General features: G+C 51.8%; 11 protein-coding genes. 7 read left to right on the top strand and 4 right to left on the bottom strand.

The genetic code is table 11. From position 1 onward, the window contains the following. Positions 1 to 75 precede the first annotated feature (75 nt). Positions 76 to 1,410 carry an extracellular solute-binding protein gene (locus tag ACE5KN_RS15450; RefSeq protein WP_375524610.1) on the bottom strand — a complete coding sequence of 445 codons (1,335 nt, stop codon included), beginning with the start codon at positions 1,408 to 1,410 and terminating at the stop codon, positions 76 to 78. Positions 1,411 to 1,504: 94 nt separating this feature from the next. Then, positions 1,505 to 3,067: a helix-turn-helix domain-containing protein gene (locus tag ACE5KN_RS15445; RefSeq protein ID WP_375524609.1), complete on the bottom strand. Its 1,563-nt coding sequence runs from the start codon at positions 3,065 to 3,067 to the stop codon at positions 1,505 to 1,507. Positions 3,068 to 3,229: 162 nt separating this feature from the next. Between ACE5KN_RS15445 and ACE5KN_RS15440 the strand changes: the two genes are divergently transcribed. Further along, entirely contained in the window at positions 3,230 to 4,345 is a 1,116-nt protein-coding gene (locus tag ACE5KN_RS15440; protein WP_375533113.1) for an RNA-guided endonuclease InsQ/TnpB family protein, read from the top strand. A gap of 284 nt (positions 4,346 to 4,629) precedes the next feature. Here ACE5KN_RS15440 and ACE5KN_RS15435 read toward each other — a convergent pair whose 3' ends face one another. Next, positions 4,630 to 6,384 (bottom strand): cache domain-containing sensor histidine kinase, encoded by a 1,755-nt coding sequence (locus ACE5KN_RS15435; protein WP_375528888.1) that lies wholly within the window; start codon positions 6,382 to 6,384, stop codon positions 4,630 to 4,632. Between the two features lie 338 nt (positions 6,385 to 6,722). Between ACE5KN_RS15435 and ACE5KN_RS15430 the strand changes: the two genes are divergently transcribed. From ACE5KN_RS15430 to ACE5KN_RS15405, 6 genes are all read left to right on the top strand, one after another. Beyond that, complete coding sequence (locus ACE5KN_RS15430) at positions 6,723 to 8,009, top strand: LysM peptidoglycan-binding domain-containing protein (protein WP_375528887.1); 1,287 nt, start codon at positions 6,723 to 6,725, stop codon at positions 8,007 to 8,009. A 118-nt stretch (positions 8,010 to 8,127) separates the two neighbouring features. Next, positions 8,128 to 8,832, top strand: coding sequence for a methionine ABC transporter ATP-binding protein (locus ACE5KN_RS15425; RefSeq protein ID WP_375528892.1), 705 nt, complete (start codon positions 8,128 to 8,130; stop codon positions 8,830 to 8,832). Beyond that, positions 8,804 to 9,499, top strand: a complete 696-nt coding sequence (locus tag ACE5KN_RS15420; protein WP_375533106.1) for a methionine ABC transporter permease — start codon at positions 8,804 to 8,806, stop codon at positions 9,497 to 9,499. Before ACE5KN_RS15425 ends, ACE5KN_RS15420 begins: the two co-directional genes overlap by 29 nt. Positions 9,500 to 9,560: 61 nt before the next feature. Continuing rightward, positions 9,561 to 10,406, top strand: coding sequence for a MetQ/NlpA family ABC transporter substrate-binding protein (locus tag ACE5KN_RS15415; RefSeq protein ID WP_375528891.1), 846 nt, complete (start codon positions 9,561 to 9,563; stop codon positions 10,404 to 10,406). 413 nt (positions 10,407 to 10,819) lie between these two features. After that, positions 10,820 to 13,564, top strand: a complete 2,745-nt coding sequence (locus tag ACE5KN_RS15410) for a beta-glucosidase H (protein ID WP_375528885.1) — start codon at positions 10,820 to 10,822, stop codon at positions 13,562 to 13,564. Between the two features lie 134 nt (positions 13,565 to 13,698). Further along, positions 13,699 to 15,192 carry a glycoside hydrolase family 30 protein gene (locus ACE5KN_RS15405; protein ID WP_375528890.1) on the top strand — a complete coding sequence of 498 codons (1,494 nt, stop codon included), beginning with the start codon at positions 13,699 to 13,701 and terminating at the stop codon, positions 15,190 to 15,192. A gap of 891 nt (positions 15,193 to 16,083) precedes the next feature. Here ACE5KN_RS15405 and ACE5KN_RS15400 read toward each other — a convergent pair. Beyond that, on the bottom strand, positions 16,084 to 16,986 hold the full coding sequence (locus tag ACE5KN_RS15400; protein WP_375533105.1) for a transposase: 903 nt from the start codon (positions 16,984 to 16,986) through the stop codon (positions 16,084 to 16,086). Positions 16,987 to 17,313 lie beyond the last annotated feature (327 nt).

Below are 17,313 nucleotides of genomic sequence, written 5' to 3'. Positions count from 1 at the left end.
TGCGCGGCATTTGGCCGGTCAAGTGGAAGCCGCACCCAATGGGTGCGGGCCGATGATTTGTATTTTCAAAAAAAGTTACTTGCCTGCAGCAGCTGCTTGTGTGGTTTGCAGCTTCTCTGCCACGGAGGCGGGTTCTCCGCCCAGCATAATTTCCTGCAGTCCGTTGTTGATGCCCTCACCGCCTGCGGCGGACAGATACAGATCATATACAGGGCTGAATTTGAGTGTCTTAACGAGATTAAATGCTGTATAGAACAAAGGAGTTACTTTGGATTCATCAATGTCCACGTTGTACATGACCATGGAGTTGCTTTCCGCAATCGCCTTTTGCGCATCCGCATTGCTCAGCTTGTAGAACAGCTCTTTTGCCAGCTCCAGCTTTTCTCCTTCGAGATTGGCGTTAAGCACGAAGCCGCCGCCGGGACCGCCGGTAATGGTGTTGGCTTCGCCAAGACCGTTCGGCATGGCAGGGAATACCGTAATGCCTACCTTGTTCATTTGCTCTTCGGAGGCGGCTGCGGCCCAGTTGCTGATGGACCATGCGCCGTTCATGATCATGGCGGCATTGCCCTGAATGAACTGCTGCTCAGCCTGCGTATTATCCAGGCTGTTGGCGCCTTCCGGGAATGCACCTGAATCTACCAACTGCTTAAAGTAATTTAAAGACTCCAGGAACTGCGGGTCCGTGAAGGAGGCTCCATTGCCGTCCTTGGCGTTCATGAACCAGTCACTGCCCGTTACACGGTCAGCCAGTACGCTGAACAGGGTCGATTGCGCCACCCATGGAGCCTGGTTGCCAAGCTCGATTGGCGTAATGCCTGCCTTTTTGAACGTTTCGATGGCTGCCAGCAGCTCTTCCCATGTCGCAGGGACTTTGACGCCATTTTGTTCAAAAAGTTCTTTGTTATAAAAAAGGAAGGAGGTTGCAGACATGGCGACAGGGACGGAATAAATATCGCCATCATAATTGTAGATATCGGTTGCCCCTGGCAGGAATCCGTCGGCCCAGTCCTTGTGTTCTTCCAGCACCGATGTAATCGGCTGAATCAGACCTGCTTTCTGGAATTCATCCGTGAAGCTGCCCGCATAGGTAAGGAACAGATCCGGCATTTCCTTGGCAGCTGCCACCGTTTGAATGCGTTGGCGGTAGGCGTCGGTAGGGATAGGCTGCGAATCCACCGTCACATCCGGATGCTCCTGCTGAAACTCGTCGATCAGGCGGCGCATTGTTTGCGCACGGAGGTCGTCACCGGAATAGTTGTGCCAGATGGAAAGCGTTATTTTTTCACCGCTTCCGCCGCTTCCGGTATTTCCAGCGGCACCTGTGTCGCTGCCTCCGCCGCCCCCACAACCGGCCACGATCAGACACAGTGTAAGTGCAGTGATAAGAACTTTGAATGTTTTTGTCATGTTTTCTTACCTCCATCCGTAAATGTTTCTCCTATAATATAAAAACTCCCGCCCGCAGGTAAGGGGAGAGAGTTAAGGGGAGGGGGGATAAAATTCAGCAGTTGCTGCGGTATTCTGACGGAGTGAGTCCGGTATGGCGTTTGAAAAGCTGGGTGAAATATTTCATGTCCTCATAACCGACGTTTTTGGCGATTTCCTTAACACGAAGAGAGGTTCCAGAAAGGGCAGCCATGGCTCTTTCCATCCGTTCGGCAGTCACAAACTCAATATAGTTTCTTCCGGTTTCCCGTTTAAACAAATCGCTTAAATAATTCGGATGAACATGGATGTGGGCGGCAACCTGCTGCAGCGTGATGTTATGGACAAGATTGCCGCGGATAAAAGCGATGGCCTCTTTGATATACAAGTTGGTGCTGTCGGACCATGTCAGATAGATATTCATCATTTCCTCCAGATGGAGGGTAAACGCCCCTTCGGGATCGGCGAGCAGTGTTTCCAGTGACGGCATCCGCAGCCCGGACGCAGGCATTTCAGCACCGCTGTCCCGGGCGGAACGCTCCAGCCACCGGTAGCCTGTCATCAGCAGCAGCTGGATATAGGCGTGAAAGGATTCGGGAGTAGCCTGCGGATTGGCCCGAACCGCTGTGCATAAATCTTCCGACAACAGACGCAGCTCCCCCCGTTCCCCGCTCTTGAGCGCCCTTATGAGGCGGGCTTCATCCTCAGGGGAGCGGGCCAAATCGATTCCTTTCCGTCCCTGTATCTGGTCGAACGTCACCAGCCGGGCGCCGCCGGCAAACCAGCGGTAACCGTGGGTCTGCTTGGCCTGAATAAAGGAGGAATGGAGCTGGTGCAGGCTCTGAACAACTGACCCGGCAGAAATGAACAGGCGCAAGCCCAATTCTTGCTCGATATGCTCGACTGTCTCCAGGAGCCGTGCATTAGGATTCTGAACTTCGTGGAGATTGATGACAGCCAGCATTTTTTGCCCTTTCCGAAGGCAGGCGGCGGGGAACTTGCTATTCAGCTCCTGCTCCATTTTGGACACCGCGTCATCGGTCAGGTTGTCTTGCTGTCCGGAGAACAGCGATATCATCAGCACCTGCAGCGGCAGCAGGAGCTTGTCCGGGGACAGAGGCAGCCTGATTCCAGGCAGCAGGCTGTCCAGTTCGTTCAGCTCCCCGTTTTCGGACACGCGGCCGTTCAGCAGCATATCTTCAAGCATGCTGATTTGTAGCGTTTTTTTATCTGCATCCGGCTTGCTGCCTAATCTTTGTCCGGCTCTGCTCAGGATTCGGCTGCGCGCTTTTTCAGCGGCATTGATGATTTCCTCCGGGCTGCTCGTTTTTAATATATAATCAGCTACGCCGTAGCGGATCGCCTGCTGTGTAAATTGAAATTGGTCATGAACGGAGAGCACGACGATTTCCGTCTGCGGATAGGCTTCCTTAATTTCGGCGGTCATGTCCAGGCCGTTTTTGCCCGTCATCTGAATGTCGGTAAACACGATCTCGGGCTGCTCCCCCGGGAAACGGCTGAGCGCTTCTTCCGCTGAAGCGGCAGGCCTGAGAAGTGTAAAACCGTGATCTTTCCAGGGGATTACGGTGCTTAGCCCGTTGCGTATGATAACCTCATCGTCCACAATCAGCAGCTTCATAACGGCGCATGGACACACTCGACTTTAGCCGTGTGAGGAATTGTGCTCGGCATAAGGGCTACCATTGGTAGCTCGAAAGCCGAAAGGTCCATGCTTCCTCCTTTCGTCATGAGAATTTAACATCGTGTGCTATATTGAATGCAGTGAAAAGAGGTGAATCCGATACCGACCATTACAGCAAAAATCCAAATCGATGTCCCGCATGAGCATACAGAAATGCTCACCAAGACCATCCATACCTACCGCGAAGCATGTAACTATCTTTCTGCAATGATCTTTCAAACCAAAGAATTACGTCAGCGTGCACTCCATGACTTGTATTATCGAGAGCTGCGAAGTCGTTTTGGTTTGAAAAGCCAAATGGCGCAATCGGTGATCAGAACCGTTATCGCTCGCTATACCTCTGCCCGATCCAACGGACACGATTGGAGCCTGGTTCAATTCAAACGACCTGAATATGATCTGGTATGGAATCGAGATTATTCTTTGAACCAAGATCGGTTTAGCATAAACACACTGGACGGGCGAGTGAAGCTTCGTTACAAAAAACAAGGCATGCAGCACTTCTTTGACGGGACATGGAAATGGGGCACGGCCAAGCTCGTGTACAAACGCAAGAAGTGGTTTTTGCATATTTCCATGACCAAGGAGTTCCCTGAATTGGATCCTACAAAGGTCAATCACATCGTAGGAATTGACCTGGGAATTAACTTTCTTGCCACTACCTACGACACTCAAAGCCAGACGACGTTTTATCCTGGACGAACGGTGAAACACAAACGAGGCCAATATAAAGCCTTACGCAAACAACTTCAGATGAGACAAACCCCATCGGCTCGCAAACGACTCAAGCAGATCGGTTCAAGAGAAAACCGTTATGTTACGGATGTTAACCATCAAGTAACCAAGGCACTCGTTGAAACGTATCCGAAAGGCACTCTGTTTGTGATCGAAAATTTAAAGCATGTTCGTTCCGCAACAGAAAAAGTATGTGTTCGCCATCGGTATGTGTCGGTATCCTGGGCATTTCACCAGTTCCGTGAGATGTTGGAGTACAAGGCTCAACTGAATGGACAGGGTGTCATCGCAGTCGATCCCAAGTATACGTCCCAGACCTGCCCGAAATGCGGACATATGGAACGAGCCAATCGAAACAAAAAGATGCATGCTTTTGAATGCCGAAACTGCCACTATCGCTCGAACGATGACCGAATTGGCGCTATGAATCTGTACCGCAAAGGAATCGAGTACATCGGTACAGGTACAACAGGAGTATAGCTCTTGTTGTAGGGGCGAGGTCAACCGTCCTGATGTTCCAACACGCTAAGGTAGGAGCACGATAAGGTGCGTTCGCACTACCGGTTAGGAATAAGTCTAAAAGGCTTGTGCGAAGCGCAAGCACTGTCTACGAAGTAGGCAGAGACAAGCTCGTGACTTGAGTCATGAGTTGTTGACGCTTCATCTCCTCCAATGCAGGGAATGGTAAGAAAAACGTCTATCGATGTACATTCACAGAAGCCAGACCGCGTTTAGCGGAAGTTTTTCTTGCGCTTCCAGGAAGCTTATGCCAAGAAGTTTATACTTTCTGGAATCTTAAAGGAAACCCTGGTGCCGCGTCCTTGCTCGCTTTCGATATGAAGACCCGTATTTCCGGAATAGTGCATCGTGAGACGGCTGTGCACATTACGCAGCCCGTAGCTGCCGCTTCCGGAACGGGGCTGTGTTCCCATCGATAAAGAAGAACGGAGCTGCTCCAACACCTGTGGGCTCATGCCTGCCCCGTTATCCTGAACGGTAAACCTCATCTCATCGTCTGATGGTTCTACTTTGATACTTATGCGGCCATGCTCCCCGGTTTGCAGCACACCGTGCAGAATCGCGTTCTCGATCAAGGGCTGCAGCAGCAGCTTGAGCATTTTTTGGTGCCTGCAGCAGGGATCGACCTCGAAATCCACCGTAAATTGCTGCGGGTAGCGGATGGATTGAATCTGTACATAGCTTTCCACATGGGCGATCTCCTGCTGAACCTCGCAGAACTCCTCGCCCTGGTTCAAGCTGAACCGCAAGAAGCTGCTCAGCGAGTCCACCATCACGGCAATGCCGCTGTCCCTGTTCATCAAGGCCATCCAATGGACGGAGGCAAGCGTGTTGTAAAGAAAATGGGGATTGATCTGAGCCTGCAGCGCAAGCAAATCGGCTTCTTTTTTGCGGGCTTCGTTCTCCTTGACCTGTGCGGTCAGGCGCCGAATGCGGCGGCTTAAACGGTTATAGCTGATAATGAGCCGGCCAACCTCATCCACAGAGGGAACGGGGAGCTTGTCCTCCAGGTTGCCCTGCTTCAGGAATACGGACAGCCGGTGCAGCGGCCTGGTGATGGTGGAGATCAGAAAAAGGAGGATCGCCGCAATAATGAGGGCTGCGGCCGCAATGACCAGTGCGGTCAGCCGGAGCAAATACTGGTTCTCGCTGCTGTATTGAGCGAAAGGAATAACACCCACCAGCGTCCAATCCGTATTGGGCATCTTATAATACATCAGGGTTATTCGATCACTGCCCTTCCCGTAATTCAGGAAGCCGGAGGAAGTCTCCGACAGATGGATCCCCGGGAAGAGTGTGGCCAGATCCCTTGCGCCGGATACTTGCTCCTGTCCGGCTATAATGCGATTATCCCTGTCCAGCAGCAGCACATACCCGTCACCTTCCATGCCGGAATGATAGAGGTAGCGTGAAATGACCTTCTGATTCAGACTGATGGCGAGAAAACCGAGCGGCTGGTACGTATAGGTGCTGCGGATCGGTCGGGTCAGTGTAATCGTGTTTCCAGCGGCTGCCGCTTCTTCTCCGGAGGGGATGGACCAGAGCTTTTCGGAAGGAGCCTCTTCAGAGAGTGTGCTGTCCTCCGGCAGGGCAAATGAACGTCCTTGAAACTGTTTGGCTGAATAAGATATGACTTCTTTGCTGTCGTTCGGAATGATGCTGATGTTGGCGATATAATCTTTGGAGAAAACCAGATTGGTAAGAAAAACGATGATGGAGGTGCGCAGTACGACATTGCTGCGGGAAGCGCGCAGATACTGCTGTACGTCTTCATCGCCGATCAGAAAAACCGACATGCTTTCGACATCCTTAACCATCAGCTGGAGCTGGGTATCGAGCTGGCGCAGGATATTCATGCCTGTGAGCTTGGCTTTTTCTTCTGAGAGGGAGGATGCGGTAGCGTATGAAAAAAAGCCTAAAGATATAATCGGAATGATCATTGCCAGGATTAAAATAAAGGACAGCTTTCTCTTTAATGACCGGCCCAGCCATCTGTTCACTCGACCCCCTCCTTTAACCAACAAAGCAGTATAATAAATGATTTGTAATAAAACGTAACAACGATTTGTTAATGAGCTGCCGAGATGATTCCGAAAAATTGAATATGTCATGAATGATAACATTAATTTCGCATTTTTTGCAGAGAACAGTAAATAAAATATTCTTCAACTGGGGTTGTCATGTCTGATTTTTCACTGATGCGGGATGTCCTCCATTTCCGTGTGGGGATGAATAACGCCGAAATCACCCTGCCTGCGTTCTGATAACGAGGGAATAAGCCAATCCTTTCCCTTCATAGGATAGTGGCAGTGTTACCTTATGGTGAGGAGGGACCAGCATGCAGATTCATGTTGTCCAGGCCAATCAGACAATCTACAGCATTGCTGAAGCATACAGCATTCCTTATGAGAATATTGTCCAAGCGAATGAACTGCCGAACCCGGAGCGTCTCGTGATCGGACAAACTCTGGTGATTCCCATTGCGGGCAGCTATTATTGGGTCCGACGGGGCGATAGCCTATGGTCGATTGCCCGGCGGTTTGCTGTGACTTATCAGGAACTGGCACGTGTGAACGGGATTTCGCCAAACCAGACACTGTCGGTTGGATTTCGGCTGTACATCCCGCCCCGTTCCAGTGTGAACGCCGAATTTAACGCTTACGTGGAGCCGCATGGGACAGCGGTTGCTCCGGCGCTGGTGCGAGGAGCGCGGGAAGCCGCCCCGCATTTGACGTATTTGGCGCCATTCAGCTTTCAAGCGCTCAGGGACGGATCGTTAAAGGAGCCGCTGCTGAACGATTTTGCGCAGATCGCCGGTGCCAACCGGGTTGTGCTGATGATGGCCATTACGAATCAGGAGAACGGGCAGTTCAGCAATGAGCTTGGGCGCATTTTGCTAAATGATATTGCCGTTCAGAACCGGTTTTTGGACAATATTGTGAATACCGCCAACCGATATGGATTTCGGGATATCCATTTCGATTTCGAGTTTTTGCGGCCGGCCGACCGGGAGGCATACAACAATTTCTTGCGCAAAGCCAAAACGCGCTTTCGGCAGCAAGGCTGGCTGATGTCCACCGCACTCGCCCCCAAAACCAGCGCCACACAGGCCGGACCGTGGTATGAAGCCCATGACTATCGGTCACACGGGCAAATCGCCGATTTTGTCGTGATCATGACCTATGAGTGGGGGTACAGCGGTGGTCCGGCTCAGGCTGTTTCACCAATCGGTCCGGTAAGAAAGGTCATCGAGTATGCGCTGACGGAAATGCCCGCCTCCAAAATCATGATGGGGCAAAACCTGTACGGATACGACTGGACCCTGCCGTTTGTGCAGGGAACCGTTGCGAGGGCAGTCAGTCCGCAGCAGGCGATCAGGATCGCGGCCGACAATAACGTGGCGATTCAATACAGCACAAGGGCGCAGGCGCCGTTTTTCCGCTATACGACCGGGGAAGGCAGCGAGCATGAGGTATGGTTTGAAGATGCCCGTTCGATTCAGGCCAAATTCAATTTGGTCAAAGAACTGGGGCTGCGGGGGATGAGCTATTGGAAGCTGGGCCTCAGCTTTCCGCAAAACTGGCTGCTGATTGAAAATAATTTTGACGTGGTGAAAAGGGGTTGAGATTAAAAATAGTGACACAGATAAGTTCATGTCCTATAATTTACAGGTGCACAGACGATGTAACAGATTTATAAATAAGTAATACAGTGGGCCTGTTTGTCGGAAGGAGGAGTGGCTTATCGTCTCACTGGAGTATGTCAGCAAAACCTACCGCTTGCCAAAAGGTCAGTTGGAAGCGGTGCGGGACGTTACTCTTCATATTCCGAAAGGAACGATTCACGGCATTATCGGCGCCAGCGGAGCGGGCAAATCCACGCTGCTGCGCATGGTCAATCTTCTGGAGCGGCCGGATCGGGGCAAGGTCTTTGTCGGGGAGCAGGAGTTGACGGCTCTGTCCGCCCGACAGCTGCGGGAGGCCCGACGCTCAATCGGCATGATCTTTCAGCAATATAATCTTGTGCTGAACCGCACCGTCAGCCGAAATATTTCCATGGCCATGGAGCTTGCCGGGGTGCCGAAGCGGGAGCGGCTTGCACGCATCGAGGAATGCCTGAAATTCGTAGGGCTGGAGGATAAGGCAGAGCAATATCCCTCCCGGCTGAGCGGCGGACAGAAGCAGCGGGTGGCGATTGCCAGAGCACTGGCCAACGGTCCGAAGGTGCTGCTCTGCGATGAGCCGACGTCTGCGCTGGACCCGCAGACGACCGCGGACATTCTGGAGGTGCTGCGCCATGTGAACCAAACCTATGGCGTGACCATTCTCATCGTGACCCATGATATGAACGTCGTAAAGAAGATATGCAGACGGGTGACTATCATGGAGCAGGGGCAGATTGTGCGGACGGTAGCGGCGGATGAACTGGAGGGAATGGGTGATGCTTGATCAGATGATGGCGGATGTTATGAAATATCAGTCCGAGATCTGGCAGGCCATCGGCGAAACCTTTGTCATGGTCGGTATTTCCATACTGGCTGCGCTGCTCGTCGGTCTTCCGCTGGGGACCGTTTTGTTTTTGTGCAGAAAGGGACAACCCTACGCGAATCGCCTGCTGTTCACGGTTCTGGACACCTTCGTAAACATTGTCCGCTCATTTCCGTTTCTGCTGCTGGTCGTGTTTTTGATTCCATTTACACGTCTGATCGTCGGAACCGCGCTGGGCACACTGGCTGCGGCCGTTCCTTTGGCGGTTGTGGCGATTGCCTACTACGCGAGACTGGTGGAGCAATCCCTGCTGGACGTTCCGCGTGGGGTGATGGAAGCCGCCTCTTCCATGGGCGCGTCGACAATCCAGATGATTGTGAAATTCCTGTATGTGGAGGCGCGCTCCGGGCTCGTACTGGGACTGACCACGGCAACGATCAGCTTCATCTCTTATTCCACGGTTATGGGGGTTGTCGGCGGCGGTGGCGTGGGGGACTTTGCCATCCGGTACGGCTATCAGCGTTTTGAGACAGAAATTATGGTATTTACGATTATCATTATGATTATCCTGGTACAACTCATCCAGTTTGCCGGCAGCGCGCTGTCCAGGCTATTGGATAAACGGTAACCGGGAGGCTTTTACCTGAATTAGAAAAAAATAAACAGACGGGGGTTATTCCATGCGAAATATGAAAAATAAAATGCTGATGCTGCTGCTTGCGGCCATGTTGCTGATCGCAGCAGGCTGCGGACAGCAATCCGGCCAATCGGGGACTGCAGGGGAGAATGCCGATCAGGCCGCGGGAGCCAAGGAAGAAACGACGCTGAAGGTCGCGACGCTGATTCCGCCGATGACGGATGTGCTTAAGCTGGTGAAGCCACTGCTCAAAGAGGACGGCATTAATCTGGAGATTGTAGTTCTGTCCGATAATGTACAGCCGAATACGGCGCTGGCCAGCGGTGAAGTGGACGCTAACTTCTTCCAGCACGTTCCTTACATGGAACAATATAATGAAGCAAACGATTCACATCTGGTAGGGATACAGCCGATCTATCACGCGATTTACGGCGGATATTCCAAGCGTTACAAGAAAATCGAGGACCTGCCGGAAGGCGCGACCATCGCCATGGCGAATGACCCCTCCAATATCGGACGTTCGCTGGTTATGTTCGAGAAGAACGGCCTGATTAAGCTGAAGGAAGGCGCAGGCATCAACGCCACCCAGGCGGATATTGTGGAAAATCCGAAGCACTTCAAGTTCAAGGAAGTCGACCTGCTGATGCTGGCCCGTACGCTGGATGACGTTGATCTGGTGGCGATGACTCCCGCCTATGCCGCACCGCTTGGCCTGACGCCGAAAAAGGATGCCCTGATCAAAGAGGATGTTGACTCCAAATTTGCGATTACGCTGGTAGCGCGAGAAGACAACAAGGATTCTGCGGCAATCCGCAAGCTGGCGGAGCGCATGAGCGGTCCGGAAGTGAAGAAATTTTTTGAGGATAACTACGCCGATATTGCGCTTCCTGCATTTTAATTTATATCGTCCATAACGTACGTCCGCCGCGAAAGCCGAACCTGGCTTTTGCGGCGGATTTTTTTAAATGAAGAAACGAATAACCTAACTTATACAGACAATACAGTAAAATGAAGGAAAATTGGGACCGGGTACAAAAGCTCATTTTTAACTTCTATTATCCAAAAGATACAAAGTTGTTACTTTTTCTTAAACATTTTGTTACAAGAATCATAAAGCGATTTCATTCTGGTCCTAATATCTTTTGTTGCCCTCACTTTCCAGTATGTGGCTAGTGCATTCGGTTGCTGTATCGGCTAGTGTGTTAAGGGGTTCAGCCGGCCTGCCTGTTTGAGAGGGGGGCAGGCTGGCTGCTGCCCGGCAGCATATCCTTGCTCGGGTGTGCAAATACATATTGGGAAGGTGAACAACGAGTGAGAGTGAAACCGCTGGTAATTCGTTTGACTGTTGTGGCAGTCATGATCGCCATGGTGATGGCACCGTTCAACACAAGCTCTGCGGAAGGGGCCGCCGTCGACAAGCCGTGGATGAATGCGTCGTTATCCGCAAAGGAGCGTACGGCCTTGCTGCTCAAATCCATGACGCTGGAAGAGAAAGTAGATTTCGTAACCGGTGACGTGAATAATAATTACGGTTTTTATAACGAAGGCATAGAGAGATTGGGAATTCCGGCTCTAAAAATGGCTGACGGGCCGGCTGGCATACGTGTTGCCAATCCGGACGTCCAGGATAAGCAGGCGACGGCCCTGCCTGCACCGATTGCTTTGGCCGCTTCCTGGGATACGGAAGCAGCTTCACAGTACGGTGACCTGCTTGGCAAAGAGGCTTATAATACAACCCATAATGTATTTTTGGGCCCTGGACTTGATATCGCGCGTCTGCCGTGGGGTTCGCGCAACTTTGAATCGCTTGGCGAGGATCCGCTGCTGCAGTCCAAGCTGGGGGCGGCTTATGTGAAGGGGGTTCAGAGCAATCCGGTTATTGCTACGGCCAAGCATTACCTGCTGAACAACCAGGAAACCGAGCGTTTTACCACCAATGTTAAAGCGGATGAACGTACAATTCAGGAGGTATATCTGCGGCCGTTCGAATCGGCGGTACAAGCGGGTCTGGGTGCTGCCATGTGCTCTTTTAATAAAATCAATGGCGTGGCAGCCTGTGACAATGATGAGATGCTGAATGATGTCCTGAAAGGCCAAAAAGGCTTTGACGGCTTTATCATGAGCGATTACGGCGCCAACGTGAGTACCGCGACTTCCGCCAATGCGGGCCTCGATCTGGAAACACCGGGTGTTCCATATAATATGTGGGGAGACAAGCTTTTGGCCGCCGTTAAGAAGGGTGAAGTCAGCGAAGAACGCCTTGATGACATGGTAAGCCGCATTTTGCAGCAGATGTTTGAAAAAGGATTGTTTGATCATCCGGCCAAAAACAATCTGATTGATGCTAAAGCAGACGGCGCGTTGGCTCGCAAAATTGCCGAAGACAGCATGGTGCTGCTCCAGAACAATAACAACATGCTTCCGCTGTCTGCGGACAAGCTGAAATCGATTGCCGTAATTGGTCCGGACGCTGATAATGGTTCGGCAGCCGGAGGCGGCAGTTCCAAAGTCAATCCAACGTATTCGGTCAGTCCGCTCAAAGGCATTCGCGAGCGGGCGGGTAATGATGTGGATGTGAAATACGCGCCGGGCAGCGACCCGATCACGGCTGGTGATATCATTCCCGGACCGTCCGCAGTGCCTTCTTCTCTGCTCCATCCTGCTGTTCCTGAGGAGAAAGGCGCCAGCGTCGGATATGCCACTTACGATGAAGGGGAGAACGGCCTGCGCGGGGAATATTGGGATAATGCCGCCATGGAAGGAAGCCCTGGTTTTGTGCACACAGACAAACAAGTGAATATGAATCTGGGCTTTTATAATTTCGACTTCAATGCCAGATCCCCGAAGGTGGACCCTGTTCCGACAAAGTTCAACTCCATGATGTCGGCACGCTGGACGGGGGTCATCGCCGCCCCTGAAACAGGCGAATACAAGCTGTCGATCTCAAGCATGGGTTCAGGCAAGCTGTACCTTGACGGAGAACTGTTCATTGACAATAAAGGAACCAAACTGGAAACCACGGAAAAGAGCATTACCCTGAAGAAAGGTGAACAGCATAGCGTACGTATTGAGTACCGCACCGATTCGCCGAACTTCGACGACAGTGATTACGGCGGCATGATCCGCTTCGGCTGGGAGCCGCCGGCCGACGTGCAGGATAAGCTCATTAAAGATGCTGTTGAATTGGCCCGCAAGTCCGACGTTGCGGTCATTGTGACCCGTACGTATGACAGTGAAGGTTATGTGGACCGCTCTGACCTGGAGCTCCCGAACAATCAGGACCGGCTGATCAAAGCCGTTGCTGCTGTGAATCCGAAGACTATCGTGGTTCAGATGAGCGGCAGGGCGGTTGAAATGGACGGCTGGCAGCATGACGTACCGGCCATTATCCAGGCATGGTATGCCGGTCAGGAGCAGGGCAGCGCTCTTGCCCACATCCTGTTCGGTGATGTGAATCCGTCTGGCAAGCTTCCTGTCACTTTCCCTGTCAATGAAAAAGCGACACCTGTGTCCAGTGAAGCCCAGTTCCCTGGCATCAATGGCAACGGGGATTACTCCGAAGGTATTGATGTCGGTTACCGCGGCTACGAGAAGGAAGGCATCAAGCCCGCTTTCGCCTTCGGTTACGGATTGTCTTATACAACGTTTAACTACAGCAATCTGAAAACCAAAGCGGATAAGAGCGGGAAAAAGGAAAGCACCGTGGAGGTGTCCCTGAACCTGCGCAATACCGGTAAAGTGTCCGGCTCCGAGGTGGTTCAGGTGTATACAGGCAAGCTGCCCGCACCTGTGGATACGCCGCCCAAGCAGCTCGCGGGCTTTGCGAAAATCAAGCTTGAACCGGGTAAGCAGCAGCGTGTAACCATTCAGCTGGATAACAAAGCTTTGTCATACTGGGATGAAAAATCCGATCAATGGGTTATGCCATCCGGCGAGGTGCCGATTTACGTGGGAAGCTCATCTGCGGATATCCGTCTCGAAGGAAAGGTAACAATTCCAGAGGCCAAGAATGCCGGGAAGGGCAATCAGGATAAGAATTCCAAACAGGCAAAATAAGATCAACGGGTAAAGGAATCTTTTATCAGTCATACGGTTATACAAATGAAGTCGGGGCGTCTGCCCCGGCTCTTTTTTCATACGAAAAGGAGGCGGGGAGCATGCGGGATAACAGAGCGAAGATTTTCAAGTTTATGGCCAGAATCCTTCTTCCGCTGTTGGCGGTCATCGTGTGCGGTGTGCTCCTGTTTTGGGGAATTGGTGGCTTTTACGGGCACCAGGACCGGCAGCCGCCATCCCGGGAAGAGGATGCAAGCGTATGGTTGACTACGCCGGATCGTGTTAATCTGCTGACACCACAGACAGCACAGCATTTTTCGGAGCATGCAGCCAGCGGCAGCGATGAGCTGACGATTGATGTAAATCCGCAAATTGCCTATCAAACGATCGAGGGTTTTGGGGCGGCTGTAACGGGCTCATCAGCTTATTTGATCAATCATAGGATGTCTGAAACGCAAAGGGATGCGCTTTTAAATGACCTGTTTACTTCCCAGGGGATTAATATCCATTATATCCGGCATACCATCGGGGCCTCCGATTATTCGGTGGATGAGAACGGGCAGCCTGCGAGCTATACCTATGATGATACGGATTCAGGCGAGCCGGATTATGAACTGAACCGTTTCTCTGTCGCCAAGGATGCCGATGTCATGGAACTGCTGCAGAATATAATGAAGAAAAAGGAAGGCATCAAGCTGGTTGGGACTCCCTGGACCGCTCCGGCCTGGATGAAGTTTGGCGAAAAAACGCTGAACGGCTGGTATCTGAATTATACTGACCCGCGTGTGTATTCCGCATATGCGGAGTATTTTGTCCGCTATATTAAAGCTTACGAACAGGCGGGAATCCCTGTCGAGGCGGTGACGGTGCAGAATGAGCCCGAGTTCACGACCCCTGATTATCCAAGCATGAGCATGGGCGCGCTGGAGCAGGCAAAATTTATACGGGATTACCTTGGGCCTGCCTTTAAAGCAAACGGGCTGAATACGAAAATTATAGGCTTTGATCATAATTGGGATATTGGCGAGAATTACGCGGGTACCTTGCTTTCCGATGAAGGGGCCAGCCGGTATATTGACGGCACCGCCTACCACTGCTATTCGGGATCACCTGATGTCATGTCGCGAATGCATGACGCTTATCCTGATAAGCATATTTATTTGACGGAATGCAGCGGAGGGGCCTGGAGCACGGATTTCGGAGGCAACTTGAGCTGGCAATTGTCCAATTTGATTATCGGGGGAACCCGCAACTGGGCGCAAAATGTGCTGCTCTGGAATATGGCGCTTGATCCCGAGGGAGGCCCGATTAATGGCGGATGCAAGAACTGCCGCGGAGTCGTAACCATCGATCCGGCCACCGGAGCGGTGACGAAAAATGAAGAGTATTATGCCATCGGGCATGCGAGCAAATTTGTTCAGCCTGGCGCGGTGCGCATTGATTCAACGCAGCAGGCCGGCAGCATCGAAAACGCCGCCTTTCGCAATCCGGATGGAACGATAGTGCTGATTGCCGTCAACGTATCGGCGGACAGCCGGGAATTTACCGTAAGGCAGGGCACAAAATCCTTTGCCTACACGCTGCCCTCACACGCGGCCGTTACATTCACCTGGCAGCCGCAGGACTGAGTAAGGTTTGCTGCTTAAGTAGCTTTGAAATACTAACTTTGAAATACTAACAGACAGGCTTGAATGATGAAAATCACCATGGTAACGCACAGATGTGAAGGACAAATGGTCGAGAAATGGGATGCACTTCAGTTCCTGTTCTCGACTTTTTTATTACTCGACTTTCGCAGAGCACAAATCCAATTAAACCTTTGTAGCTGCTGGCTGGGTTCTGAGGAATTCGAATCCCCTCCTTGCAAGTTTGCCAGTTTCATGCTGCGAAAATTAAGTGAACTCATTTTATGGACTCCACCTAATCATCCGTGCTTGACAGTCAAGCTGCCCGTCGATCGTGGCAAGGCATGTGAACTCGCTGCCCGGAAGCCTTGCACGATTATCCCGTTGGATCAGGTAAAGAAAAACAGAAAACCGGGAACCGAAAAAAGACTTTAGGCGCGTTAAAGAAAATAACGGATCAAGTGTGGCACGAAAATGCCTGTTGTTACGCTATTCAAGACCATCGAATGGGTCTATTATTTTTTGATCGTGCCTTATGGAGAAGCAGATCGGTTCGAGATTATGAAGTGATCTTAGGAGAAAGCAGATCGGTTCAAGATTATGAGGTGATCTTAGGAGAAAGCAGATCGGTTCGAGATTATGAGGTGATCTTAGGAGAAAGCAGATCGGTTCGAGATTATGAGGTGATCTTAGCAGAAAGCAGAGCGTTTAGGTGATGTGAAACCGACCGCGAGAGAAGGAGTGGGAGCGGAGCAAAGCCCTGAAATAATAAAAGACTCTGTCTGGCCCTCGTTGCCGCTTGAACCTGAATTTTTTCGATGTCCTCGTTCATCCTAACCCACACCGTTCGAGCCACGCACATCATGCTCACCTTTCCTCGCTCAAGCCCTGTGATCAGGACGCAGCCGCAAGAGGCTGAAATGGTTGGCGCGCGATCAGTCGGCGGTAAGGGATCGCCGGAATCGCCACGCCCATGTACAACAACTTCTGCCACATCGTTTCTTCCCCTTCGGTCAGGCGCAGTCGTCGGCGTACGGTGTACTCATTGAGGTACGCCTGCAGGTATTTTGTTCCCAAGGCAACATATGTACTCTTCAGCGATGTCCACGCCTCACTCACGACTTTCCGCAAGGGTCTATACAGCCGAAAGGCTTGAGGGAACGACTGTACCGCCGATGCACGGACATATACCTGTTCATGGATAAACGCAGCGAGTTCGAGTCGATTCGCTCTGTTTCTATCTCCCCTCATCTGCGGGAACAGACGGATTTTGACCTGCTCCGGCTCGCCCGACTCCGTGACCGTGCATCCCGCTACGACTGCCGAAGCATGCGGATGAGGAAACTGTGGCCGGGCCGGATTACGCCCATACAGGTCGCTGTTCACCTTCACGTCTCCGCAGAGCAGCTCCCGGGCATCGAACTCCCCGATGGTCTGGCGGATGCGGTGCAGCATCAACCAGGCGGTCTTGTAGGTGACCTGGATCACCTGGCTCAGCCGCATCGCCGAGATGCCGTCGGGCAGCAGGAACAACTCCAGCGCCTGGAACCACTTGGTCAGGGGGAGATGGGTTCGTTCAAAAATCGTGCCCACCAAAGCCGACGTTTGATGCGCACACCTGGCGCACTCGAACAAGGGAATGCGCCGGGAAGTCAGACGACTGCAGCGGGTATGAGCGCAACGCGGGCAGACGAAGCCATTCGGCCACTTCATCGCGATCAATGCCTCCAAGCAGTCCTGCTCGTTGTGAAAACGGCTGCTAAAGGATTGAAGTTCCGTTTCCGCTTGGACTTCCATGTCTGCTCGCCCCCGAATCAACAAAATAAGAATATATGTTCTTATTGTCATTATGCCAAACATATGTTCCTATTTCAAGTCGAACATCCCACTAAAGCTGCCTCTTTTTTTCGTATCTCTTTTCTCTTTATTCCTTCCCTTAGGCTCCCCAACCCCCACATTCTGAGCAAACGGGATAATCATGCAAAGCTGTATGAAGAAGCAACAGGTAACAGGCATCAGACATCAGGTAACGAACACCAGACACCAAACACCAAACACCAAACACCAAACACCAAACACCAAACACCAAACACCAAACACCAAACACCAAACACCAAACACCAA

The sequence above is a fragment of the Paenibacillus terreus genome, assembly GCF_042138595.1.
Taxonomy (GTDB): Bacteria; Bacillota; Bacilli; order Paenibacillales; family Paenibacillaceae; genus Paenibacillus; species Paenibacillus terreus.
The sequence above is the reverse complement of the archived record's forward strand: the minus strand, read 5'-3'. Positions and strand labels throughout refer to the sequence as shown.

Bases quoted from the DNA above. Each gene is read 5' to 3' on its own strand.
- ACE5KN_RS15450 (WP_375524610.1), bottom strand. From the start codon at position 1,410: ATGACAAAAACATTCAAAGTTCTTATCACTGCACTTACACTGTGTCTG.
- ACE5KN_RS15445 (WP_375524609.1), bottom strand. From the start codon at position 3,067: ATGAAGCTGCTGATTGTGGACGATGAGGTTATCATACGCAACGGGCTA.
- ACE5KN_RS15430 (WP_375528887.1), top strand. From the start codon at position 6,723: ATGCAGATTCATGTTGTCCAGGCCAATCAGACAATCTACAGCATTGCT.
- ACE5KN_RS15420 (WP_375533106.1), top strand. From the start codon at position 8,804: ATGAACTGGAGGGAATGGGTGATGCTTGATCAGATGATGGCGGATGTT.
- ACE5KN_RS15415 (WP_375528891.1), top strand. From the start codon at position 9,561: ATGAAAAATAAAATGCTGATGCTGCTGCTTGCGGCCATGTTGCTGATC.
- ACE5KN_RS15405 (WP_375528890.1), top strand. From the start codon at position 13,699: ATGGCCAGAATCCTTCTTCCGCTGTTGGCGGTCATCGTGTGCGGTGTG.
- ACE5KN_RS15400 (WP_375533105.1), bottom strand. From the start codon at position 16,986: ATGGAAGTCCAAGCGGAAACGGAACTTCAATCCTTTAGCAGCCGTTTT.